12 protein-coding genes are annotated in these 24,095 nt (G+C 57.4%); 5 read left to right on the forward strand and 7 right to left on the reverse strand.

The genetic code is table 11. From position 1 onward, the window contains the following. Positions 1–15: 15 nt before the first annotated feature. A complete protein-coding gene (hrpA, locus tag L462_RS16860; protein ID WP_032678113.1) occupies positions 16–3,918 on the forward strand; it encodes an ATP-dependent RNA helicase HrpA in 3,903 nt (1,300 codons plus the stop codon). 43 nt (positions 3,919–3,961) lie between these two features. Here the strand turns inward: hrpA and L462_RS16855 are convergent, their stop codons facing one another. The 4 genes from L462_RS16855 to L462_RS16840 form a co-directional block, all read right to left on the reverse strand. Next, positions 3,962–4,621 (reverse strand): O-methyltransferase, encoded by a 660-nt coding sequence (locus tag L462_RS16855; protein WP_020884214.1) that lies wholly within the window; start codon positions 4,619–4,621, stop codon positions 3,962–3,964. An 88-nt stretch (positions 4,622–4,709) separates the two neighbouring features. Continuing rightward, positions 4,710–6,089, reverse strand: a complete 1,380-nt coding sequence (locus L462_RS16850) for an efflux transporter outer membrane subunit (RefSeq protein ID WP_032678114.1) — start codon at positions 6,087–6,089, stop codon at positions 4,710–4,712. Continuing rightward, complete coding sequence (locus tag L462_RS16845; protein ID WP_014169974.1) at positions 6,086–7,168, reverse strand: HlyD family secretion protein; 1,083 nt, start codon at positions 7,166–7,168, stop codon at positions 6,086–6,088. The genes L462_RS16850 and L462_RS16845 overlap by 4 nt, the downstream gene beginning before the upstream one ends. A gap of 31 nt (positions 7,169–7,199) precedes the next feature. Further along, complete coding sequence (locus L462_RS16840; RefSeq protein WP_014169975.1) at positions 7,200–8,852, reverse strand: MFS transporter; 1,653 nt, start codon at positions 8,850–8,852, stop codon at positions 7,200–7,202. A 202-nt stretch (positions 8,853–9,054) separates the two neighbouring features. Between L462_RS16840 and L462_RS16835 the strand changes: the two genes are divergently transcribed. Next, positions 9,055–9,858, forward strand: coding sequence for a YdcF family protein (locus L462_RS16835; protein ID WP_032678115.1), 804 nt, complete (start codon positions 9,055–9,057; stop codon positions 9,856–9,858). A 48-nt stretch (positions 9,859–9,906) separates the two neighbouring features. On the opposite strand, the gene gap is transcribed toward L462_RS16835, so the two are convergent. Then, a complete protein-coding gene (gene gap / locus L462_RS16830; protein ID WP_020884211.1) occupies positions 9,907–10,908 on the reverse strand; it encodes a type I glyceraldehyde-3-phosphate dehydrogenase in 1,002 nt (333 codons plus the stop codon). 189 nt (positions 10,909–11,097) lie between these two features. On the opposite strand from gap, the gene cybB reads away from it, so the two are divergent. Further along, entirely contained in the window at positions 11,098–11,628 is a 531-nt protein-coding gene (gene cybB / locus L462_RS16825) for a cytochrome b561 (RefSeq protein ID WP_032678116.1), read from the forward strand. A 49-nt stretch (positions 11,629–11,677) separates the two neighbouring features. On the opposite strand, the gene L462_RS16820 is transcribed toward cybB, so the two are convergent. Both L462_RS16820 and L462_RS16815 read right to left on the reverse strand, forming a co-directional pair. Beyond that, the gene (locus tag L462_RS16820) at positions 11,678–12,745 is read right to left on the reverse strand and encodes an oxidoreductase (RefSeq protein ID WP_020884209.1); all 1,068 of its coding nucleotides are present in this window, start codon (positions 12,743–12,745) and stop codon (positions 11,678–11,680) included. Positions 12,746–12,758: 13 nt separating this feature from the next. Then, positions 12,759–13,502 carry a DeoR/GlpR family DNA-binding transcription regulator gene (locus tag L462_RS16815; RefSeq protein ID WP_020884208.1) on the reverse strand — a complete coding sequence of 248 codons (744 nt, stop codon included), beginning with the start codon at positions 13,500–13,502 and terminating at the stop codon, positions 12,759–12,761. 736 nt (positions 13,503–14,238) lie between these two features. Between L462_RS16815 and L462_RS16810 the strand changes: the two genes are divergently transcribed. Both L462_RS16810 and L462_RS16805 read left to right on the forward strand, forming a co-directional pair. Further along, positions 14,239–15,576, forward strand: a complete 1,338-nt coding sequence (locus L462_RS16810) for a TolC family outer membrane protein (protein ID WP_020884207.1) — start codon at positions 14,239–14,241, stop codon at positions 15,574–15,576. A 120-nt stretch (positions 15,577–15,696) separates the two neighbouring features. Then, positions 15,697–24,095, forward strand: an 8,399-nt coding sequence (locus L462_RS16805) for an Ig-like domain-containing protein (RefSeq protein ID WP_032679678.1), incomplete at its 3' end; no start/stop codon positions are given.

The following is a 24,095-nucleotide window of genomic DNA, read 5'->3' on the forward strand; positions in this document are numbered from 1 at the left end:
CTGCCCGTTAACGCTATGACAGAACAACAAAAATTAACCTTCCCGATGCTCCTGCAACAGCTTGATTCACTGATGCTGCGTGATAAACAGCGGTTTGCCCGCCGTCTGCACGGGGTGAAGAAGGTTAAAAATCCTGATGCACAACAGGCCATTTATCAGGAGATGGCGAAAGAGATTGAACAGGCGGCAGGGAAAGTCGTGCTGCGCGAAGCCGCACGTCCGGAGATTACCTACCCGGAAAACCTGCCGGTCAGTCAGAAAAAACAGGACATTCTTGACGCCGTGCGCGACCACCAGGTGGTGATTGTTGCAGGGGAAACCGGTTCAGGGAAAACCACTCAGCTGCCGAAAATTTGTATGGAGCTGGGGCGTGGAGTGAAAGGGCTGATTGGTCACACCCAGCCGCGTCGTCTGGCGGCGCGTACCGTGGCGAACCGTATTGCCGAAGAGCTGCAAACGCAGCCCGGTGGCTGCATTGGGTATAAGGTGCGATTCAGCGACCACGTTAGCGATAACACCATGGTCAAACTGATGACTGACGGTATTCTGCTGGCGGAAATCCAGCAGGATCGTCTGCTGATGCAGTACGACACGATCATTATCGATGAAGCGCACGAACGCAGCCTGAATATCGACTTCCTGCTCGGGTATCTGAAAGAACTGTTACCGCGTCGCCCGGACCTGAAAATTATCATCACTTCCGCCACCATCGATCCGGAGCGTTTCTCAAAGCATTTCAACAATGCGCCGATTATCGAGGTCTCTGGCCGAACGTATCCGGTGGAGGTGCGCTATCGCCCGATAGTGGAAGACGCGGACGATACCGAGCGCGACCAGCTGCAGGCCATCTTTGATGCCGTCGACGAGCTGGGAAATGAAAGCGCGGGCGACATTCTGATTTTCCTGAGCGGCGAACGGGAAATTCGCGATACCGCTGACGCCCTCAGCAAGCGCGATCTTCGCCATACCGAAATTCTGCCGCTGTATGCGCGCCTGTCAAACAGCGAACAAAACCGCGTGTTCCAGCCGCACAGCGGACGTCGTATTGTGCTGGCCACCAACGTGGCGGAAACCTCGCTTACCGTGCCGGGCATCAAATATGTGATTGACCCGGGTACGGCGCGTATCAGCCGCTACAGCTACCGCACCAAAGTGCAGCGCCTGCCAATTGAGCCGGTTTCTCAGGCTTCCGCTAATCAGCGTAAAGGCCGCTGCGGCCGTGTGTCGGAAGGGATCTGTATTCGCCTCTATTCCGAGGACGATTTCCTGTCGCGACCGGAGTTTACTGACCCGGAAATTCTGCGCACCAACCTGGCGTCGGTCATCCTGCAGATGACTGCGCTAGGGCTTGGCGACATCGCCGCGTTCCCGTTTGTCGAAGCGCCGGACAAGCGCAACATTCAGGACGGCGTGCGCCTGCTGGAAGAGCTGGGTGCCATCACCACCGACGAGCAGGCTAGCGCCTACAAACTGACGCCGCTGGGTCGTCAGCTCAGCCAGCTGCCGGTTGACCCGCGTCTGGCGCGCATGGTGCTGGAAGCACAGAAACACGGCTGTGTGCGTGAAGCGATGATCATTACCTCCGCGCTCTCGATTCAGGATCCGCGCGAGCGTCCGATGGACAAGCAGCAGGCGTCTGATGAAAAACACCGTCGGTTCCACGATAAAGAGTCCGACTTCCTCGCCTTTGTGAACCTGTGGAACTACCTCGGCGAGCAGCAGAAAGCGCTGTCGTCGAACCAGTTCCGCCGCCAGTGCCGCGTCGATTTCCTCAATTATCTGCGCGTGCGCGAGTGGCAGGATATCTACACGCAGCTGCGTCAGGTGGTGAAAGAGCTGGGCATTCCGGTTAACAGTGAACCGGCGGAGTACCGCGAAATTCACATTGCGTTGCTGACCGGTCTGCTCTCCCATATCGGGATGAAGGATGCCGACAAGCAGGAGTATACCGGGGCGCGTAACGCCCGTTTCTCCATCTTCCCGGGGTCCGGTTTATTCAAGAAACCGCCTAAATGGACCATGGTGGCCGAACTGGTGGAAACCAGCCGCCTGTGGGGCCGCATTGCGGCGCGCATTGATCCCGAATGGGTTGAACCTGTTGCCCAGCACCTGCTGAAGCGCTCATACAGTGAACCGCACTGGGAGCGCGCGCAGGGCGCGGTGATGGCGACCGAAAAAGTGACCGTTTACGGTTTGCCGGTGGTTGGCGCGCGCAAGGTTAACTACAGCCAGATAGACCCCGCGTTGTGCCGCGAGTTGTTTATTCGTCACGCGCTGGTGGAGGGCGACTGGCAGACGCGTCATGCGTTCTTCCGTGAAAACCTCAAACTGCGTGCCGAAGTGGAAGAGCTTGAGCATAAATCCCGTCGCCGCGACATTCTGGTCGACGACGAGGCGCTGTTTGAGTTTTACGACCAGCGTATCAGCCACGATGTGATTTCTGCCCGCCACTTCGACAGCTGGTGGAAGAAGGCCAGCAAAGAGACCCCGGACCTGCTCAACTTTGAAAAGAGCATGTTGATCAAAGAGGGGGCGGAGTCCGTCAGCAAACTCGATTACCCGAACTTCTGGCATCAGGGCTCTCTCAAGCTGCGTCTGACCTATCAGTTTGAGCCGGGCGCGGATGCGGATGGCGTCACCGTACACATTCCGCTGCCGTTGTTAAACCAGGTCGAAGAGAGCGGATTCGAGTGGCAAATTCCGGGGCTGCGTCGCGAGCTGGTGATTGCGCTGATCAAATCGCTGCCAAAACCGGTGCGTCGTAACTTTGTGCCTGCGCCAAACTATGCCGAAGCGTTTTTAGGCCGCGTAACGCCGCTGGAGTTGCCGCTGCTGGATTCGCTGGAGCGTGAGCTCAGGCGCATGACGGGCGTAACCGTCGACCGCGACGACTGGCACTGGGATCAGGTGCCCGATCACCTGAAAATCAGCTTCCGCGTGGTGGACGACAAAAACAAAAAGCTGCAGGAAGGCCGATCGCTGACCGAACTGAAAGAGGCGCTGAAAGGCAAAGTCCAGGAGACGCTTTCTGCGGTGGCTGATGACGGTATCGAGCAGAGCGGATTGCACATCTGGAGCTTTGGCGCGCTTCCGGAAAGCTATGAGCAAAAACGCGGCAACTACAGGGTGAAGGCCTGGCCTGCACTGGTGGATGAGCGTGACAGCGTGGCCATCAAACTCTTTGATAATCCACAGGAACAACAGCAGATGATGTGGCGTGGTCTGCGTCGTTTGCTGCTGCTTAATATTCCGTCACCGATTAAATATCTGCACGAGAAGTTACCGAACAAAGCCAAGCTTGGCCTCTACTTTAACCCGTACGGTAAAGTGCTGGATCTGATTGACGACTGCATCTCCTGTGGTGTGGACAAGCTTATCCACGAGGCGGGCGGTCCGGTCTGGTCAGAAGCGGAGTTTGCGGTACTGCATGAGAAAGTCAGGGCAGAACTGAACGACACCGTGGTGGACATTGCGAAACAGGTCGAGCAGATCCTCACCACCGTGTTCAATATCAACAAACGCCTGAAAGGGCGCGTGGATATGACCATGGCGCTGGGGCTGTCGGACGTGAAAGCGCAAATGGCCGGGTTAGTGTACCGTGGATTCGTTACCGGCAACGGCTTCAAACGCCTTGGCGATACGTTGCGTTATCTGCAGGCGATCGAAAAACGTCTGGAGAAAATGGCTATCGATCCGCATCGTGACCGCGCGCAGATGCTGAAAGTGGAAAGCGTGCAGAAGGCATGGCAGCAGTGGCTCAACAAATTGCCGCCAGCGCGCCGTGACGATGAAGACGTGCAGGCGATCCGCTGGATGATCGAAGAGCTGCGCGTCAGCTTCTTTGCCCAGCAGCTCGGTACGCCGTATCCCATTTCGGATAAGCGTATTTTGCAGGCAATGGAGCAGATTTCGGCGTAACGTCGGGTGTTCGCCCTCTCTCTGTGAGAGAGGGCATCTGCGTTTAGCGATTCACCACGGCCAGGGTAAAGCCATCCCATCCTTTACTGCCCACCGTTTGTAGCGCGGTCGCCGTCAGGCGCGGGTTATCCCCGATCATCTCAATAAATCGTCTGACGCCCTGTACGCGGGCATCGTCGCTTTGCGCGTTAATCACTTCGCCGTCCCGAACCACATTATCCCCGACGATCAGCGTTCCCGGACGCGAGTAGTACAGTGCCCACTCCAGATACCCCGGATTGTTTGGCTTATCGGCATCGATAAAGATCAGGTCGAACGGCGGAATATCACCGATGTGTTCAAGAGAGTACAGCGCCGGGCCTTCAATGAGCTCAATCCGATCGCTGAGCCCCGCCAGCTGGATATTCTGCCGTGCAACGCGGGCATGGATGGGGTCCGCTTCGAGGGTGATCAACTTCCCGTCAGGTGGCAGCGCACGCGCCATCCAGATAGTGCTGTAGGCGCCCAGCGTGCCGATTTCAAGGATCCGCCGTGCCTGCGTCATGCGGACAAAAAGCGCCAGCAGCTGCCCCTGATTGGCCGCGACATCGTGTTCGGGTAAACCAGCTCGCTGGTTGTTTTCCAGCACCCGCTGGAGGATATCATCCTCGGGAATGAGTGAAGAGATCATGTAATTATCGACTGCAGACCACTGTTGTTGCATAGATTGACTCCTGAGTGGCAAACACCGGGTTGCGCTGCGATCCGGTTTTCGCCCCCTCCATGCCGGAGAGGGCCTGTGGGGTATCAGGTCACGCGTTGCTCCAGCCTCCGCCCAGTGCTCTGTACAAATCAACCTGCGCCAGCAGCAGGTTATTTTTGACCTGCACGACGCTGGTTTGTACCGAGAACAGCGTGCGCTGGGCATCCAGCACATCCAGGTACGACGAATAGCCGTTGCGATAGCGGTTTTGCGCTATGCGCAGCGTCTCTTGCGCCACATCTTGTTGGGCAAGCAGCTCCGTCAGTTGTTCCTGATAGCGCGTGATGGCATCAAGACTGTTATTGACCTCGGCAAAGGCGTTACGGACGGTTTTTTCATAACTGTAAAGCGCCTGGTTGCGCTGGGACTGCGAAATATCCACCTGTGCGTTCAGCGCCTGGCGGTTGAGCAGCGGAGCAAGAATGCTGCCGCCGACGCTCCAGAGCTGCAGCGGGTTGTCGAGTAAGCCGGAGAGCGTGCGATCCTGTATTGATCCGGTTGCGGTCAGGTTGATCGACGGCAGCAGGCTGGCGCGTGAGGCAGCCAGCGAGGCATCAGCCGCAACCAGTTGCTTTTCAGCCTGCACAATATCCGGACGGCGATTAAGCAGCGAGGAGGGCAGTTGCGAGGGCAATGCCAGGGGCGTCAGGGCCGCGAAGCTTTCACTGCGCGCGACCTCGCCCGGGTTGCTCCCCAGCAGCAGGCTCAGGGCGTTCTCCTGCTGTGCAATCTGATGCTGCAGCAGGGGAACCTGCGCCCGCGTGGAGCGCAGTTCGGAGTCGGACTGCATCAGCTCCAGGCGTGAACTGTAGCCCGTTTCAAACTGGCGTTTAGCGAGAGTGAATGCCTCTTCCCGGGACTTCAGCGTGGAGCGGGTGACGCGAAGCTGTTCATCGAGGGACAGCAGGGTGATATAGCCGGAGGCGACCGAGGATGCCACGGTAAGATCTGCCGCCGCCGCCGCGGCTTTCTGCGCGTCCAGCGAGGCTTCAGCCGCATTCGCGGTGCTGCGGTTTACGCCCCAGATATCGACATCATAGCTGGCGGTGAGGCTGCCTTTATACAGGCTGCTGTAGATCGGCAGACCGGTGGCAGCAGATTGAGTCCGCGCGCGGGTGCCCGTGACGCCAGCATCCAGCGACGGAAACAGGCTGCCGTCGGCCGCGTAGACCCGCGCCTGATACTCGTTAATCCGTTCGCGGGCAATCAGCACGTCGCTGTTGTTCTTAAGCGCCAGGTCCACATAGCGGTTCAGATTATTGTCGTGGAAATTACGCCACCAGAGCTGTTCTGCAGGGCTTGCCGGGCCTGCTGTTGCTCGCCATTGTGTGGGGATGTGCAGCGACGGCTGCGCCGGTTTCACGTCGACCGACTGGCAACCGGCCAGCACGGTCATGATCATCAGAACGGCTATCGGGCGAAGGGTCATTGCTTCGCCTCCCGCGTATCAATGGTCACCTGCACCGACATGCCCGGACGCAGAAGCTGATAGGCTTCCTGGTCACCCAATACTTCAATTCGCACCGGAATACGCTGGGCAATTTTGACAAAGTTACCCGTGGCGTTATCCGGCGTGATGGCGCTGAACTCAACGCCGGTTGCCGGAGAGATGCTCTCCACGCGGCCCTGATAGGCCTTATCATTTAATGCATCGACGGTGAATTTCACCGGCTGACCCACCCGAAGCTCCGCCAGCTGCGTCTCTTTAATATTGGCGATCACCCAGTGCTGAGGCGGCACGAGGGTGGTGAGGTGGGTTCCGGCGGTAACGTAAGCGCCCAGACGAACGGCGATCTGACCAAGCTGGCCGTCGCGAGGCGCCACAATGCGCGTGTTTTGCAGGTCAATTTGCGCCAGCTCCAGCGCCGCTTTGGCGTTTTCCACATCCGCCTCCAGCGCGCCGCGATTGACGATCACCGTTTGCAGATCCTGGCGCGACATTTCCAGCGTGGCTTTCGCCTGGTCAATGTCGGCGCTGCCCTGGGCTGCGCTTGCCAGCGCGGCGTCGCGCTCACGGATAGACAGTGAACCATCCGCCGTCAGGTCCTTTACGCGCTTCAAATCTGCCTGGGATTTCAGACTCTGGGCGCGGGCATTTTTCAGAGCCGCTTCGTTTTTGGCGATCACCGCTTCGGCGCTTTTGCGCTGTTGCAGGTTGTTGTTCAGGGCGGCAATCTTCATCGCCAGCTGCGCTTCGGCCTGATGCACCCGCTGGCGGTAGATACGGTCATCAATCTGCAGCAGCAGCTCGCCCTTTTTAACCCGGTCGAAATCCTGCACCTTCACCTCAGTGATATAGCCGTTAACCTGCGGGCTGATAAAGGTCGTCTGTCCGCGCACGTAGGCATTATCAGTAAACTGCGAGTGGCGGGTGAACGGGGGTAGCTGCCAGGCGTAGAGGATCACCAGTACGCCGACAATACCGATTGCCGCCGCGGTGAAAACCGAAACGATACGGACATTTTTACGGGTGTTGGCCTGCTCTTTAGCGGCATCCTGCTGACTCATAACATCTCCAGAGAAATCATCTTCATATTCATTACTTGTTGCCTGTTGCCTTCTTCAGGGCCATACGGGCAGTCAGTCGCAGGCGCAGCAAGCGCCATAAAATCCAGACCAGGGTGGCGGCGGCAATGCTCGCCGTCAGTAAATAAGTATCGTTATAAGCCAGAATATTTGCCTCAAGCGTTGAAACCGTTTGCAGCTGGGTGATGGCCTGGGTGCCCAGCAGCGAGCTGTCGCCAATCAGGCTCCGGTACAGCCCGGTGTAAGCCTGAATACGGTCATTCACCAGCGGGTTCAGGGTTGTGAGCTGATCGGCCAGCATGCTGGAGTGGTATTTCTCGCGCCAGGTCTGGAAGGTCCCCAGGATGGCAGAGCCGAGCAGGCCGCCGAGGTTCTGGCTCATGCCAAACATCACCGAGAAGCTCACCAGGTTGCGCGGATCGGCGATAACCCCGCCAATCGCGGCCAGCATGGCGGGCGCGAGGAAGAAGGCGCTGCCGAAGCCCAGCAGGAACTGGCTTAGCATCAGCTGGTCCGGGCGGGTCAGGTTGTTCGACTGGCTGTCCAGCAGGGAGGCAACAATCATAAGCGCCAGCGAGGTAATGATCGGCCACGCCAGTTTTGTGGGCTTGATGGTCAAACAACTGGTCACAATCCCGCAGACAATACCGGCAAAAATAGACCACGCCAGGTGGGTCATCTGCTCATTCTGCAAGCCGACATACTGCAGCCAGCCGATAACGCCGGTGTTTTGCTCCGCCAGCACGATGCGGATCAGCAGCATAATGAGCCCGAGACGCACGATGCTGCCGCTCGACAACCAGCGGGTATTCAGCAACGGGTTAGAACGGTTATGTTCAAACACGATCGCAGACACGATTAATACCAGCGCTAATGCCAGCGACCAGCCGATCCACGGCGCTTCAAACCACCAGTAAAGACGGCCTAAGGAGAGCACCGCGCAGAGCAGCGCCATCCCCGGGGCCAGTAAAAAGAAGGTGATGAAGTCTTTTTTCTCGAAGACCTTGCGCCGGTCGCCAGGAGGCAATTTCAACGCTATCACGCAGGCCAGTGAAATGAGCGCCAGCCCGAGCTCAAAGAAGTAAAGCCCGCGCCACTCGTCAAGCTGCAGCAGCTCGGTCGAAAAGAGGCGGGCGAGGGGGATGGCGAGCGATGACCCGGTAATCCCGATGGTCAGTGCCTTCAGACGGTGTTTCGCGGGCCAGGCCTGTATCTGGTAGTAAATACCGAGGGAGCTGAGCGCGGCGGCCACCATCCCGTGTGCGGCACGCACCATCAGCGCGGAGCTGAGATCGTTTACAAACAGGTGGAAAAAGGTGACCAGCACATACAGCACCAGAAAACCTTCCGTGAAGGCGCGCAAACCATACTGCTGGCGGAATTTCACCAGCAGCAGGTTGATGGAGATGTTGGTCATCACATACACCGCCGGGAGCCAGGCGATTTCTGTCGACCAGGCCCCGAAGGTCCCCTGCAGATTTTGCAGATTGGCGGTGACCACCGCATTACCCAGCGCCCCCGTCAGGCACACCAGCAGACCGACAACCCCGTAGGCAATCCGTTTTGGCGTGCTGTGTTCTGGCGTGGAGGGCGAACCCAACAGGGCGGGTTTCTCATGAGGCTGCCACTCGCGAGGAGCATAAGGGTCGCGTTCGGGCAGGCGCATAACGTCTTTTACCTTAGAAAAAATTGAATAATGAGTGGGCTAACGATTCTACGTTTGCCGCAAATGATAATTCAAGTGAATATGATTTTCGCAGGTTAATCAAATGTTGAAGAACAGGTTAAGGAAAAAGAGCGGCCCGGGAGGCCGTTGTTTTGTCGATCTGAAGTCGTTAATCTGAACCAGAGCAACTGAGGACATCACCATGGTTCAGACGCATTTTCCCCTTCTGCCGGAGTCAACCCTGGCGGCAATCAACACGGTCGGCCAGTGGCTGGCACAGGATGATTTGGGCGATACCAGCGACGTGGCGGCGGTTGACAGGGTTATTCTGGCCGGAAACGCGGTGATGCCGACCATCGACGCTGCCTGCCGTATTGCCGCTGAACACGACGTTCCGTTACTGATTAGCGGAGGGATTGGCCATTCGACCGCGTTTTTGTATGCAGCCATCGCTCAGCATCCGCGTTATCACACTGTCCCGGTAACGGGGCGAGCGGAAGCACGTATTCTGGCCGATATTGCCCGCCAGTTCTGGCAGATCCCTGATGCGCGCGTGTGGGTTGACGAACAATCAACCAACTGCGGAGAAAACGCGCGTTTTAGCTGGAACATGCTCAAACAGCATCAACAGACGTCCGGGCGCGTGCTGGTCGTGCAGGATCCGACCATGCAGCGCCGCACGATGGCAACCTTTGCCCGCGTGTGCCGTGACGAGTCTGCTTCGCCGCAGTGGGTCAGCCACCCGGGCTATACACCGGTGCTGAAAAATGGCGAAAACGGGCTGGTGTTCAGCGGGGAGAGCGCTGACCTCTGGCCGGTAGAGCGCTATCTCTCGCTCATTTTAGGCGAGCTTCCGCGACTCTGTGATGACATGAACGGCTATGGCCCGGCCGGGCGTGATTTTATTGCACACGTTGAATTCCCCGACGAGGTGACTGCAGCGTGGGCACGGTTAAAGCAGGATCCTGTGCTTACGGATGCCCTGAACCACCGGTCGCTTCTCTGAGCAGAGGCCGTTTGCGGTATTCCCCTCTCCGCGGAGAGGGGACAGGCATTACAGCGAGGCGAATTTGTCCAGCGTGCGCACCAGCTGGGTGACGAAACCGTATTCGTTGTCATACCAGGCGACGGTTTTCACCAGTTGCAGATCGCCAGCCTCTGATACTTCGGTCTGTGTGGCGTCAAAGACAGAACCAAAGTGAGAGCCAATCACATCAGACGAAACAATCTCTTCATCGGTATAACCAAAAGATTTATTCCCCTGCGTCGCTTTTTTCAGCGCGGCGTTGATCTCCTCAACGGTGACCTTTTTACCCAGAATCGAGACCAGCTCGGTCACTGAACCGGTTTTCACCGGTACGCGCTGGGCGTGGCCTTTCAGCTTGCCGCTGAGGGCCGGAATCACCAGACCGATGGCTTTGGCCGCCCCGGTGGTGTGCGGAATGATATTCTCCGCCGCGGCGCGAGAGGCGCGAAGGTCTTTCCCGCGCGGGCCATCCACCAGCGCCTGCGTGCCGGTATAGGCGTGAATGGTTGTCATGGTGCCCACTTTTATTTCAAACGCATCGTGCAGGGCTTTTGCCAGTGGGGCGAGGCAGTTGGTGGTACAGGAAGCAACGGAAATAATCGTATCACTGGCGTCAATGGTATCGTCATTCACGTTATACACGATGGTTTTCATCTCACCGGCAGGGGCAGAGATCAGCACTTTTTTGGCACCGGCCTCGAGGTGTGCCTGTGATTTTTCTGCCGACGTGTAGAAGCCGGTGCATTCCACGACGATATCCACGCCCGCGGCTTTCCACGGGATATGTTTTGCCTCTTTTTCGGCGTACACGGCGATAGTTTTTCCGTCAACAATCAGGGCGTCTTCGGTGAAATCTACGCTCCACGGGAAGCCACCGTAGTTGGAATCATGCCTGAGCAGGTAGGCCAGCACTTTGGGAGAGGTGAGATCGTTGATGGCGACGACGGTGTTGCTGTCCTGGGTTTCAAGAAGGCGACGCAGGACAAGGCGTCCTATGCGTCCAAATCCGTTAATGCCAATTTTACTCATGGTGTACTCCTGTGAACGCGTCTTTGCGACAGTTTGAACTCATCCAGGCTTAGACCATCACGGACAGGGCGGCAATTGAAGAAGCTTCATGCGAGGGGAAGTATTTGAAAAACCATACAGAAAAATTAATGAATTTTTAAGGAAAGGGGATTATGTTGGCGCGATATCGGTTATTTATCAGGAAATCTCATGCGTACTAAATATACAAGCCTGCAAATTGCTATCCACTGGCTGGTGTTTTTGTTAATCATCGTCGCCTACTGCGCGATGGAGTTCAAAGGCTTCTTCCCACGCACCGCACGGCCGGTAATCAACATGATCCACGTTTCGTGCGGCATCTCTGTACTGGTGTTAATGGTGACGCGTTTAGTGGTTCGCCTTAAATTCCGCGCACCGCCGATTGAACCGAAACCAAAACCGATGGTGACCGGACTGTCCCATCTTGGCCATCTGGTGGTGTATCTACTGTTCATCGCGTTGCCGCTGATTGGTATTGTCATGATGTATAACCGCGGTACTGACTGGTTAGCCTTTGGTCTGGTGATGCCGCACGCGGCAGAATCGAATTTTGATCTGGTCGACGTTCTGAAAGAGTGGCACGAGACGCTGGCCAACGTGGGGTACGTTGTGATTGGTCTGCACGCGATGGCGGCGCTGATGCATCACTATTTCTGGAAAGACAACACCCTCCTGCGCATGATGCCAAAAAAACGCAAGTAACTCATAACAACGAGCCCTGCAGCAGTCTGCAGGGCTTTTTTTTAGCGTTTTATTGCAGTTGAGCGCGCTCTTCCGGGGTTAACTCCAGCGCCTGAGTGGTGCCCGTCTCTGAGGATTTCACGGCCGCTTCCAGTACCGCCATCACCGCCAGCGCCTCGACCGGATGAACCGGATTGGTGATTTTTCCGAGTAGCGCATCACGCACGTTGATGTAGTACTGACGCTGATCGCCTTTCGGCGTGGTAACGGTCTGCGGCTCACCGTTTGCACCAAAGAACACCATGCTGTCACTGTCCTCGCCCCAGGCCTCACTGCCGGGGATCACGCCCGCCAGCAGCTGCGCTTCCTGTTGGTCGATTCGGGCTTTCACCACGCTGCCTTTATCGCCGTGAACGGTAAAACGTGCCGTTCCGCCAGCCACCAGCATGCTGCAGTGCAAAATCACTTTATGTTGCGGATAATCTAAGACCACGTGTGCCCAGTCGTTAATTTCCGCGCCGTCACGCAGCGTGGCGATATTGCCCTGTACCGACTGTGGCAGTCCAAAGAGCTGCAGCGTCTGGTCAATCAGGTGCGGCCCCAGATCAAACCACAGACCGCTACCGGGCACGTTTTGCTCTCTCCAGCGCACGCGCACTTCCGGGCGGAAACGGTCAATGTGCGACTCAAGGTGTTTGACCTTGCCAAGGGTTCCTTGCTCAATAATCTGCTTAATGCCGAGGAAGTCGCTGTCCCAGCGGCGGTTATGGAAGACGGAGAGCAGCCGTTGCTTCTCTTGCGCCAGGGCAATCAGGTCGCGGGCTTCCTGCATGTCGAGCGTGAACGGTTTATCCACGACCACATGTTTGCCTGAATTCAGGGCAAGCGTTGCCAGCGGCGCGTGGGTGGCGTTAGGGGAGGCAATCACCACCAGATCGACATCGGGATGCTGAATTGCCTCTTCCGGGGTTGCCACCACCTGAACATCAGGAAGATCGCGTTTAACCTTCTCTTCATCACGAGACGAAACCACCGCCAGCTTAAGGCCGTCCACGGACTGGATCAGCGGGGCATGGAAGGTCTTGCCTACAAATCCATACCCGATCAGCGCAATGTTGATTGTCTTCTCTTTACTCATGACCTTCTCCACGTTATTTCGCGCAAACCGTAATGTGCATTGCGCCAGGGTCCCCAAGCTCAGGCCAGGGACGATCTAAAAAGAGGTGCTGGATGTTGGATAATCCGCTGACCAGATACGGTTCACAGCGGTTTAGTTTCAGATGGTCGGCGACAATCCAGCGCTCATGGCTGGCCGCGAGCATCGCCCGTTTGACCTCGGCATCGGCCTCTTTTCCGGCGCTCAGACCGAGTTCAGCATGGATAGCACAGGCTCCCAGAATGGCGATATCCGCGCGGTAGCGTGACAGCAGGGAGAGGGTGGCGCTGCCGGCAAACAGTCGCTGCTTGTGATCCCATTTTCCGCCGAGCAGGATCAGTTCGATATCGTCACGGTCGCTGAAGTGCCACGCGATATCCAGCGAGGTGGTGATGATTGTCAGCGGTCCCTTCAGGAACGAGGCGACAGCCATTACCGTGCTCCCCGCATCCAGAAACAGCGTCGAACCTGGCGGAACAGCCTGCGCCACCTGTTTACCAAGACGTTGTTTGGTTTCTGGCAGCAGTGTATTGCGCCCCTGACGATTCATGGCCGACAGATTCAGGGCAATTGCCCCGCCGTGGTTCTTTTGCGCCAGCCCCTGTTTCTCGAGATCGGTCAGATCCCGGCGGATGGTGTCCGCTGAGACCTGCAGTTTGTCCGCCAGTTCCGTAATGCTGGCCTGCCCGTGCTCACTAATGATATCAAGCACATATTTTTGTCTGGCCGTTTTGTGCATGGATCAATCCCGCAAAATGTCGCAATAAGTTGCATATTACAGCATTTTACCGCAGAGGGAAGGGTGTTGATCGACAGTGAGTATCAATGTCCGGTATTGTTCACATTGGTTATTATTAAAATGTTATTAATACGGTGTGAGTGATTCATTCCAAATGTTAACAGCAATGTTATTGTTGTGTTTTATTAAACGCACTGGCGGATATAACCATTGTGATACCAATATGCAACCATTAATGCTTTAATAAAATTAATAAATAGCAATAAATTCTGTGTTTATTTATATACATAGATATTAATGTTGTATGTGGCGTTATGGTTACTTAAACTGACATTTCTTTGAAAATCTTTGTGTCTGACGCATGCTGAAATTAACGCAAAAATGTGCATCCGGCGATTCTAAAATTTTACTTAAATAACAAAGACTTTATTTGTTTCATTTGAAAGCCCCTTTTTAAGGTTTTGTCCAGAAACCCCATCTTTTTTCTTATCTGTAACACCACATTAACATTGTGGGTGTAGTTGCCTATAGCGCATTTTGTTATGCTGCAAACCAGTTATAGAAATAAGTAAATTCTTATTGTCATAAGTATATGGTCGGCTCTCATCTCCAATGGAAATGGGGTTGGGGAGCGTTTGTCCAATATTTATTCGGACCCAGGTAAGATATTTGTCGAATTATTTATACCCCTTTAGGGGTAAATATTTAAGTGTCATTCAGAGTCAGGGAGATAAAAATGACTATCATGCGAAATAATATGTTGCTGAGATTTCCAGTCGCCCTGGCATTAATTTCGCTAGCCTTTAATACGGCCTCTGCGAATAGCCGCCAGGTGGGGATTGCTCCGATTGCTGCGACAACATTAAAAGAGAGTATTCTTTTTGCCATCGATCGCGATCCGTCGATTAGCCAGCAGGCCGCGCAACTGGGAATAGGTCAGGCACAAATAGATGAAGCACGCAGCGGCTGGATGCCACAAATATCGTTAAACGGTAGCACCGGCCATAGCCAGACCACCGATTCCAGCGGCTCGCTGCGCAATTCTGCGGCCTGGGGATTGAGTCTGACGCAGCTGGTATACGATTTTGGCAAGACCAACAACAGCATCGACCAGTCCACGGCGCAGCGCGATAGCTATCGTTACCAGTTGATGAGCACCTTGTCTGCGGTGGCGGAAAAAACGGCGCTCAGCTACGTAGAAGTTAAACGCTATTCCGACCTGTTACAGGCCGCCAAAGAGAACGTTCAGGCGCTCAAAAACGTTGAACAACTGGCCAAGCTCCGCGCCGACGCAGGCGTCAGCTCAACCTCTGACGAGCTTCAGACGCGCACGCGCATTGCCGGTATGCAGGCCACGGTCGAGCAGTATAACGCGGCGTTAAACAGCGCCCGCGCACGGCTTGCGGTGTTGACTGGCATGGAGGCCGAGCGCTATTCACCTGTACCGGCGAAGCTTGCCGTTGAGCAAGACTCGCTTAATCGCATTGATTACTCGTCCATTCCCGCGGTCATGGCCGCGCAGAATATGGAGCGTTCAGCTCAGTATGGCGTGGCAACGGCAAAGTCTCAGCACTGGCCGACGTTAAGCCTGAAAGGAGGCCGCACCCGCTACGAGTCCGACAACCGTTCTTACTGGGATGACCAGATTCAGCTCAATATTGACGCACCGCTATACCAGGGGGGGGCCGTTTCAGCCCGCGTTCGCCAGGCCGAAGGGGCAAGGGCCATGGCATCGTCTCAGGTTGACCAGGCGCGGTTCGATGTCCTGCAAAAAGCCTCTGTCGCGCAGGCTGACTGGACCGGCGCGCAGGGGAGAATGCAGGCGGGGAAGCTGCAGCTGGAAAGCGCGTTACGCGCCCGGGATGTTTACAGAAATGAATATACCCTGAGCAAGCGGAGCATTAACGATTTGCTCAGCGTTGAACAGGATGTCTGGCAAGCCACCTCAGCCAAAATAATGGCTGAATATGATGGCTGGAGTTCGGCGATTAATTACGCATCTGCCGTTGATAATTTGATGCCGCTGATCGGCATAGAGAAAAACGCTGCCGCAAAATTACCTGATTTGAGTTAAAAAACACGCGTCTTTTTGTGCGAAATAAGTAAGAAAATAATGGGTGCTTTTTCCCAGGGATAGCTACATCCATTTGGTGGACATATCCACAGGAATCCGGACACCTGCAAGGAGAGGAAAATGAGTAACGTAAAAATTGTTGATGTCATCATTCGCAAAACGGCCGAGAAAACGAAATTAACCGGTGAGGGTAATTTGTCGGTTTCTATTTCTTCGCCAAGTGTGATTGAAATTCAGGGTTCTGCTCAGGATGTTGTGCGTTATGTTCGCCAGGGTAAAGACCTGCTTATTTATATGAAAGACGGCAGCGTTATTCGCTGCAATAACTATTTTGTTGAAGATCCACAGACCCATAATCAATCAGAACTGGTCTTCAACGATCAGCAGGAACTGACGCATATTTCTTTTGCCGATGCCGGGGAAGCGTCTGGCGTTGCTGTTACCGAGTTAACCGCGCAGGCTACGCCGGTTGCCAGCATTGAGCCTTTCCTTGAGCAGGGAAGCGTTCTCAATGACGCGCCATGGGGATGGATTGCAGGCGCTGCGTTGGGCGGCGGTGCCATTGGCGCACTGCTGGCGCACGGGGGTGACGGCGAAACCAAAACCAAAGTCATCGACAACACCAAAGATGTTGAAAGCGCGACGCCGACCTTTTTGCTGACGGACAACGCGGGTGATAAGCAGGGTGTGCTGAGTGGAAAAGCGATCACGGACGACAACACCCCAACCTTTAGCGGTACCGGGCAGCCGGGCGCGACCATTCAGGTTAAAGACAGCAGCGGAAGCACCATTGCCAGCACCATGGTCGGGAAAGAGGGTACCTGGACCGTAAAACTCCCGACTCAGGCTGACGGCGAACATACCTGGTCTGTCGTGCAAATCGACGGGAGCAAAACGACGCAGGCGGGCAGCATTACCGTCACAATCTCTACCGCTGACGCCAGCATCACGCTGGGGACAACGGCCGGTGACAACGTGATCAATGCCAGCGAACACTCCGCTGGCTTTACGCTGTCCGGCACCAGCAAAAATCTGGCGCAGGGAACCGGGCTTACCGTCACGCTGAACGGCAAAACCTACACGGCGGAAGTGGGGGCCGGCGGCGCATGGAGCGTGAACGTGCCTGCCGCGGATGCGCAGGCGCTGGGTGACGGCACCTGGACGGTGAACGTCAGCGGTAAAGACGCCGCGGGCAATACCGTGAGCGGCAGCCAGACGATAGGTGTGGATACCAACGCGCCAGCGCTTTCTGTTGATACGATTGCGCAGGACAACGTCATCAACGCGGCTGAGCACAACCAGGCGCTGACGCTCACCGGTAAAACCGATGCGGAAGCCGGCCAGATTGTGACGGTAACGCTCAACGGGAAAAATCATACCGCCACGGTGGGGAGCAACGGCACGTGGTCCGTTACGCTTCCCGCCAGCGAGGTGCAATCGCTGGCGAATGGCGACCATACGCTAACGGTGAACGTCAGCGATAAAGCGGGGAACGGATCTTCCACGACCGTCGATTTCACCGTGGATACCGCCGCCCCGGTCGTGACGATTAACACCGTTGCTGACGACAATATCCTCAATACCAGCGAGCAGGGCCAGGCGCAGATTATTTCCGGTACGGCGAGCGGCGCCGCAGCAGGGGATGTCGTGAGCGTAACCGTTGGCGGTCAGACCTTCACCGGTGTGGTGCAGGCGGACGGCAGCTGGAGCGTGGGGGTGCCTGCGTCCGTGGTGGGCTTGCTGGGAGAAGGCAACCACAACATTACGGTTTCCGTTACCGATGCCGCGGGCAATACCGGCAGCGCCACACACGGCATTACGCTGAGCGGTAACCCACCGGAATTTACCGTTCATGCCATCAGCCAGGATAACGTTCTCAATGCTCAGGAGGCTATGCAGCCGCTGAGCCTGACCGGCACCAGCACGCTGCCAGACGGCAGCGCCATCACCGTGACGCTGAACAACGTCAATTATCAAACCGTTGTCGAGAACGGGAGCTGGTCAGTTCAGGTACCGGTTTCCGACGTCCTGCAACTGGCGAACACGCTGTACACCGTCAGCGTCAGCGGTACCGACAGCGTGGGCAACAGCGGCTCAGCGGAGGCCACACTGCTGGTTGATACCGTGTTGCCACAGGTGGTCATTAATACCTTTGCCGGCGACAACCGGGTGAATAACGCCGAAGTGGCCGCCGATCAAACGATCAGCGGTCGTGTCACGGGTGCAGCGGCAGGGGATACGGTGTCTGTTTCCGTTGGCGGCAAGCATTACAGCGCCACCGTGGGTAGCGATCTGACCTGGAACCTCACTATCCCGTCTGCGGATCTCAGGGCATTCGGCGACGGCGACCTGACCATTACCGCGTCAGTCACCAACAGCCACGGCAATACGGGCAGCGGCGAGCGCGATATCAATATCAACGCGGCGCTGCCGGGTCTGCGCGTTAACACCCTTTCCGGTGATGACGTGATCAATGCCATTGAGCAGCATCAGGATCTTACCGTGACCGGCTCCAGCAGCCATCTGGCCGCAGGCACGCAGATCACCGTCACCATCAATAACGTCGACTATGTCACCGTGGTCAACGCCACCGGTGGCTGGCAGATTGGTGTCCCGGCGAGCGACCTCCAGTCCTGGACGCCGGGCCATATCGCGGTGCACGTCAGTGCAGAAGATGCGTGGGGCAATGCCGTTGCCGCTGAACATCCGATCGAACTCGACCTGAACGCCGTGGCGGTGACTGTTGATGTCATCTCCGGTGATGACCGGCTGAACGCGGCGGAAAAAGGCAGCGATCTCACGCTCTCTGGCCAGACGCAGGGCGTGGAAGCCGGGCAGACTGTGGTGGTGAAATTCGCCGATCGGACCTATACCGCGCAGGTGCAGCAGGACGGCTCCTGGAGCCTGACCGTACCGGCCAGCGCCATGGAAATGTTGATTGACGGCCGCGCGCAGGTGAGCGTCAGCGTGACGAACGTTAACGGCAACAGCGCCGATGCGTCGCGCATGGTGACGGTCGATACGCTGCCTCCGGACATCACGATCAATAATCTGACCGATGACAACATCATCAGTGCCGCCGAAGCACAGCAGGATATCGTGTTAAGCGGTAGCAGCACGGCGGAAGCGGGCCAGACGGTCACCGTCGCGCTGAACGGTAAAACCTACCAGACTACCGTTCAACATGACGGTAGCTGGCAACTGACAGTACCTGCTGCGGACGTCGGCGCACTGGCCGATGGCACCGTCACGGTAACGGCAACCGTGAGCGATGTGGCAGGTAACAGCAGCAGTACGGATCGCGTCGGGCTGGTGGATGCCACCGTACCGCAGGTGACCATTAACGATTTTGTCACCGATACCAATACCATAAACCAGCTTGCCCATACCCAGGCGCAGGTCCTCAGCGGCTCCGTGACCGGAGCGGCAGCGGGTGATTGGGTCACGGTGACCATCAATAACGTGGATTACACCACCGTGGTGGATGCGGCGGGCAACTGGAGCCTCGGCCTGCCTGCGTCTGTGGTACAGGGCCTGGCGGACGGAACCTGGACGATAACGGTCTCTGTGACCGATCAATCTGGCAACACCGGCAGCAGCACGCTGGAGGTGGTGGTTAATACCGTGACGCCGCAGATAGGTATTCACACTCTGGCGGCGGACGACGTGATTAACGCCACCGAAAAAGGCGAAAATCTGCTGCTTTCCGGGACCAGCAACCAGCCAGAAGGCACCTCGATCACCGTGGCCCTGAATGGCATTCACTACACCGCCATTACGGATGCCAGCGGTAACTGGCGTGTTACCGTACCGGCCTCCGCAGTAAGCGCGCTGGGCGAGGCGCACTATACGGTGACGGCGAGCGTCACGGACAGTGTGGGTAACAGCGCGTCGGCCACGCACGATGTGCTGGTAGACAGCTCGCTGCCGGTGGTCACGCTCAACACGCTGGCGGGCGATAACATCATCAACGCGGCGGAACTGGCGGCAGGCCAGACCCTGACGGGGAAAGTCGCCAACGCGGCGGCAGGCGACATTGTCACCCTTACCCTGGGCGGCCAGACGTATACCGTTGCGGTGCAGGACGATCTTACCTGGAGCCTGCCGTTAACCCAGAGCCAGTTAACCGCGCTCGGTAACGGTGAGTTGACGGTTACGGCCAGCGTGACGAATGCGCACGGAAACACCGGTTCTGCCGCGCTGGACTTCACCATCGACGCCCAGTTGCCTGGTCTGCGTATTGATACCGTGGCGGGCGACGATGTTATCAATATCATCGAGCACGGGCAGAATCTCATTGTTTCCGGTACCAGCACCGATCTGGCAGCGGGCAGCACCGTTACCGTGACCATTAACAACATTGAGTACGTCGCCACGGTCCTGGCCGACGGAACCTGGAAAGCGGCTGTGCCTGCGGCGGATGTCAGCCAGTGGCCGGACGGTCCTCTCAACATTACAGCCCGCGCACAGGATGCTTCCGCCAACCCGGTGAATATCGGGACCGTGGTGGATGTCGATCTCGCCCCGGTCGCGATAAGCGTTAACAGCGTGACCCCTGATAACGTGCTGAACGCGGCGGAGAAGGGACACGATCTGGCGCTCTCCGGCACCACGTCTGGGGTCGAAGCCGGTCAGACGGTGACGGTCACCTTTGGTGGCAAAAACTACACCACCACCGTGGATGCGAATGGCAACTGGGCTTACACCGTTCCGGCTGCGGATGTAAGCGGCCTGAAAGAGGGCGATGCCCGCGTTCAGGTGAGCGTGAGCAACGTGAATGGCAACCCGGCGTCTTCGTCACACGAATTCAGCGTCGATACCACTGCGCCGACGGTCACCATCAATACGGTCAGTCACGACAACATGCTCAATGCGGCAGAGGCGGCACAGGATCTCACCCTGAGCGGCACCTCGACTGCCGAAGCGGGGCAGACGGTCACGGTGACCTTTAATGGCAATCAATACACCGCACAGGTACAGGCTGACGGCAGCTGGACGCTTGACGTGCCGGCAGCCGATCTGGCCGGTATCACCGACGGCACTGCCGTCGTTACGGCGGCCGTGTCGGATAAAGCCGGTAACCCGGCCAGCACGGATGCGTCTGTGCTGGTGGACACTACCGTGCCGCAGATCACCTTCAACACCGTTGCCGGTGATGACATTCTGAATATTGCTGAACACGGTCAGGCGCTGATCGTTTCTGGCACAGTCACCGGGGCACAGGCAGGCGACGTGATCACCGTGACGCTGAACGGTAAAAATTACAGCGCAATGCTGGACGCGTCCGGCAACTGGAGTATGGGTATTCCGGCGGCTGACGCGGGCGCGCTGGGCAATGGCGACCATACGATGTCTGCGACCCTCACCGACAAAGCGGGCAACAGCACCACGCAGACGCATGAGATTGCGGTTTCCCTGACCGCTCCGGTTATCGCTATCAATACCGTTGCGGGCGATGATGTGATCAATGCCATCGAGAAAGGCGAAGATCTGCAACTCTCCGGCACCAGCAACCAGCCGGACGGCACCACGATCGTCGTGACCCTGAATGGCATTAACTACACGGCCACGACTGACGCCAGCGGCAACTGGAGCGTGACGGTACCGGCAGCAAACGTCTCGACGCTGGGCGAAGCGAACTACACGGTCACCGCGAGCGTGACCGATACCGCAGGCAACAGCGCGAGCACCAGCCATCAGGCACTTGTCGACAGTGCGCTACCGGTGGTGACCATTCACGCTGTCGCCATTGATGATGTCATCAATGCGGCGGAAGTGACTGCGGGACAGACCCTGAGCGGAAAAGTCAGCGGTGCCGCAAGTGGTGACACTGTCACGATTTCAATGGGGGGCAACACCTGGACCGCCACCGTTGAGGATGATCTGAGCTGGTCGGTCAATGTGCCGCCTGAAGTCTTAAAGGCCATTGGCAACGGCGATTTGACCGTGACGGCAAGCGTCACTAACGGTCACGGCAATACCGGCTCCGGCAGCCGCGACATCACCATTGATGCCAACCTGCCGGGTCTGCGGGTCGATACCGTGGCGGGCGACGATGTGATTAACAGCATCGAGCATGGTCAAAACCTGATTATTAGCGGCTCCAGTGATGGGCTGAAAACTGGCTCTGCGTTGACGGTGACCGTCAATGGTAAAACCTATGCGGCGACGGTTCTGGCAGACGGGACCTGGGCGGCAGCGATCCCGGCCGCCGACGTCAGCGCGCTGAACGCAGGCAAGGTGACGGTAACCGTTGAGGGTCAGAGCACCGCAGGAAACCCGGTGACGATTGCGCATGACGTCATGGTCGATCTGGCCGCGGTGGCGATCAGCGTCAACGCGATTGCCACCGACGACGTGATCAACGCGGCGGAAAAAGGCACTGATCTGGTCCTGTCGGGTACCACCACCCATGTCGAAGCTAACCAGACCGTGTATATCACCTTCGGCGGCAAGTCTTACACCGCGACCGTGGATGCCAGCGGTAACTGGACCGCTACCGTGCCTTCTGCTGATTTAGGCAGCCTGAAGGAGGGCGATGCCAGCGTGCAGGTGAGCGTCACCAACGTGAACGGCAACAGCGCGTCAGCGGGCCGTGAATACAGCGTGGATACGACCGCGCCGACGGTCACTATCGACATTGTCAGCGACAACAACATCATTAATGCGTCTGAAGCGCAGCAGGATTTGGTGGTTAACGGCATCACGAACGCGGAAGCGGGTCAGACCGTGACCGTTACGCTGAACGGCAAGGATTACACCACCACCGTGCAGGCGGATGGCAGCTGGAGCCTGAGCGTACCGTCAACCGACCTGAGCGGCATTATCGACGGAAACTACACCATCACCGCGGCGGTATCCGACAAAGCGGGTAACCCGGCCTCGGTGGATCGTGACGTGCTGGTGGATACCACGGTGCCGCAGTTGACCATTCACACCGTTTCGGATGACGACGTCATCAACAGCGTTGAGCACGCGCAGGCGTTGATTGTCACCGGGTCTGTCACCGGCGCGGCAGCGGGTGATGTGGTCACCGTCACCATCAATAATAAATCTTACACCGCCACGCTGGATGCCGCGGGCAACTGGAGCGTGGGAGTGCCTGCGGCCGACGTCACTGCTCTGGCCGCCGGGGATCACACCATCACCGCGACCCTGACCGATAAAGCGGGTAACAGCAACAGTGCGACGCACGACGTGGCCGTCAACCTTACCGCTCCGGTGCTGACCATTGACACCGTTTCAGACGACGATGTCATCAATAGCACCGAGAAAACGCAGGATCTCACCCTCACCGGCACCGCGTCAGGTCTGGCGGCGGGCGCGATCGTCACCGTGATGCTGAACGGCAAAGCCTACAGCGCAACGGTGGATGATAACGGGCTGTGGACGGCTACCGTTCCGGCGGATCAGGTCGGCGCACTGGGTGAAGCGATCTACACCCTCACGGCGTCTGCAACCGATGCTGTTGGCAACAGTACCAGCGTGACTCACACCGTGAACGTGGAGTCTGTCCTGCCGGGTGTCACCATCAACACCGTGGCTGGCGACGATATTATCAATACCGCGGAGCTGGCGACCGGCCAGACTCTCAGCGGTACCGTGGTGAATGCCGAAGCGGGCAACACCGTCACCGTGACCCTCGGCGGTAACACCCTGACCGCCACGGTGCAGGATGACCTGACCTGGTCCGTCAACGTCCCGCAGTCCGTGTTAACCGCACTGGGTAACGGCGAACTGACCGTCACCGCCAGCGTGACTAACGGCGTGGGCAACAGCGGCACCGGCGAGCGCGATATCACCATCGACGCCAGCCTGCCGGGCCTGCGCGTGGATACCGTGGCGGGTGACGATGTGATCAACAGCATCGAGCATGGTCAGAACCTGATCGTGACCGGCACCAGCGAAGGACTGGCGGCAGGGACCGCTCTGTCCGTAACGGTAAATAATAAAACCTATCCGGCCACCGTGCTGGCTGACGGCACCTGGAGTGCGGCTATTCCGGCGGCCGATATTGGCGCGCTGGCGGCAGGCACGGTAGCTGTCACCGTTGAGGGGCAGAACAGCGCCGGTACGCCGGTGTCCATTACCCACAATGTGACGGTGGACCTTGCGGCGGTCGCCATCGGGATTGACGCCATTGCCACGGATGATGTGATTAACGCGGCTGAGAAGGGCGCGGACCTGGTGCTCTCTGGCACCACCTCCAACGTGGAGGAGAATCAGACCGTCAGCATCCTCTTCGGCGGTAAAACCTATACGGCGTCGGTGGATGCTGACGGCAAATGGACGGCGACGGTGCCGTCTGCCGACCTGGCCGGTCTGAAAGAGGGCGATGCCAGCGTGCAGGTGAGCGTCACCAACGTCAACGGCAACAGCGCGTCTGCGGGCCGCGAGTACAGCGTGGATACCACCGCGCCGTCCGTAACGATTAACACCCTGGCGGCTGACGACATCCTGAATGCGACCGAAGCGAAAGCTGACCTGACGGTGTCCGGTACCAGCACCGCCGAAGCGGG

Origin of the sequence: Enterobacter sp. BIDMC 26, from assembly GCF_000534435.1 — a bacterium.
Taxonomy (GTDB): domain Bacteria; phylum Pseudomonadota; class Gammaproteobacteria; order Enterobacterales; family Enterobacteriaceae; genus Enterobacter; species Enterobacter ludwigii.

Coding starts and splice junctions, on each gene's coding strand:
- L462_RS16855 (WP_020884214.1), bottom strand. CDS start 4,621: ATGCAACAACAGTGGTCTGCAGTCGATAATTACATGATCTCTTCACTC.
- L462_RS16840 (WP_014169975.1), bottom strand. CDS start 8,852: ATGCGCCTGCCCGAACGCGACCCTTATGCTCCTCGCGAGTGGCAGCCT.
- hrpA (WP_032678113.1), top strand. CDS start 16: ATGACAGAACAACAAAAATTAACCTTCCCGATGCTCCTGCAACAGCTT.
- L462_RS16810 (WP_020884207.1), top strand. CDS start 14,239: ATGACTATCATGCGAAATAATATGTTGCTGAGATTTCCAGTCGCCCTG.
- gap (WP_020884211.1), bottom strand. CDS start 10,908: ATGAGTAAAATTGGCATTAACGGATTTGGACGCATAGGACGCCTTGTC.
- cybB (WP_032678116.1), top strand. CDS start 11,098: ATGCGTACTAAATATACAAGCCTGCAAATTGCTATCCACTGGCTGGTG.
- L462_RS16820 (WP_020884209.1), bottom strand. CDS start 12,745: ATGAGTAAAGAGAAGACAATCAACATTGCGCTGATCGGGTATGGATTT.
- L462_RS16850 (WP_032678114.1), bottom strand. CDS start 6,089: ATGACCCTTCGCCCGATAGCCGTTCTGATGATCATGACCGTGCTGGCC.
- L462_RS16815 (WP_020884208.1), bottom strand. CDS start 13,502: ATGCACAAAACGGCCAGACAAAAATATGTGCTTGATATCATTAGTGAG.
- L462_RS16835 (WP_032678115.1), top strand. CDS start 9,055: ATGGTTCAGACGCATTTTCCCCTTCTGCCGGAGTCAACCCTGGCGGCA.
- L462_RS16845 (WP_014169974.1), bottom strand. CDS start 7,168: ATGAGTCAGCAGGATGCCGCTAAAGAGCAGGCCAACACCCGTAAAAAT.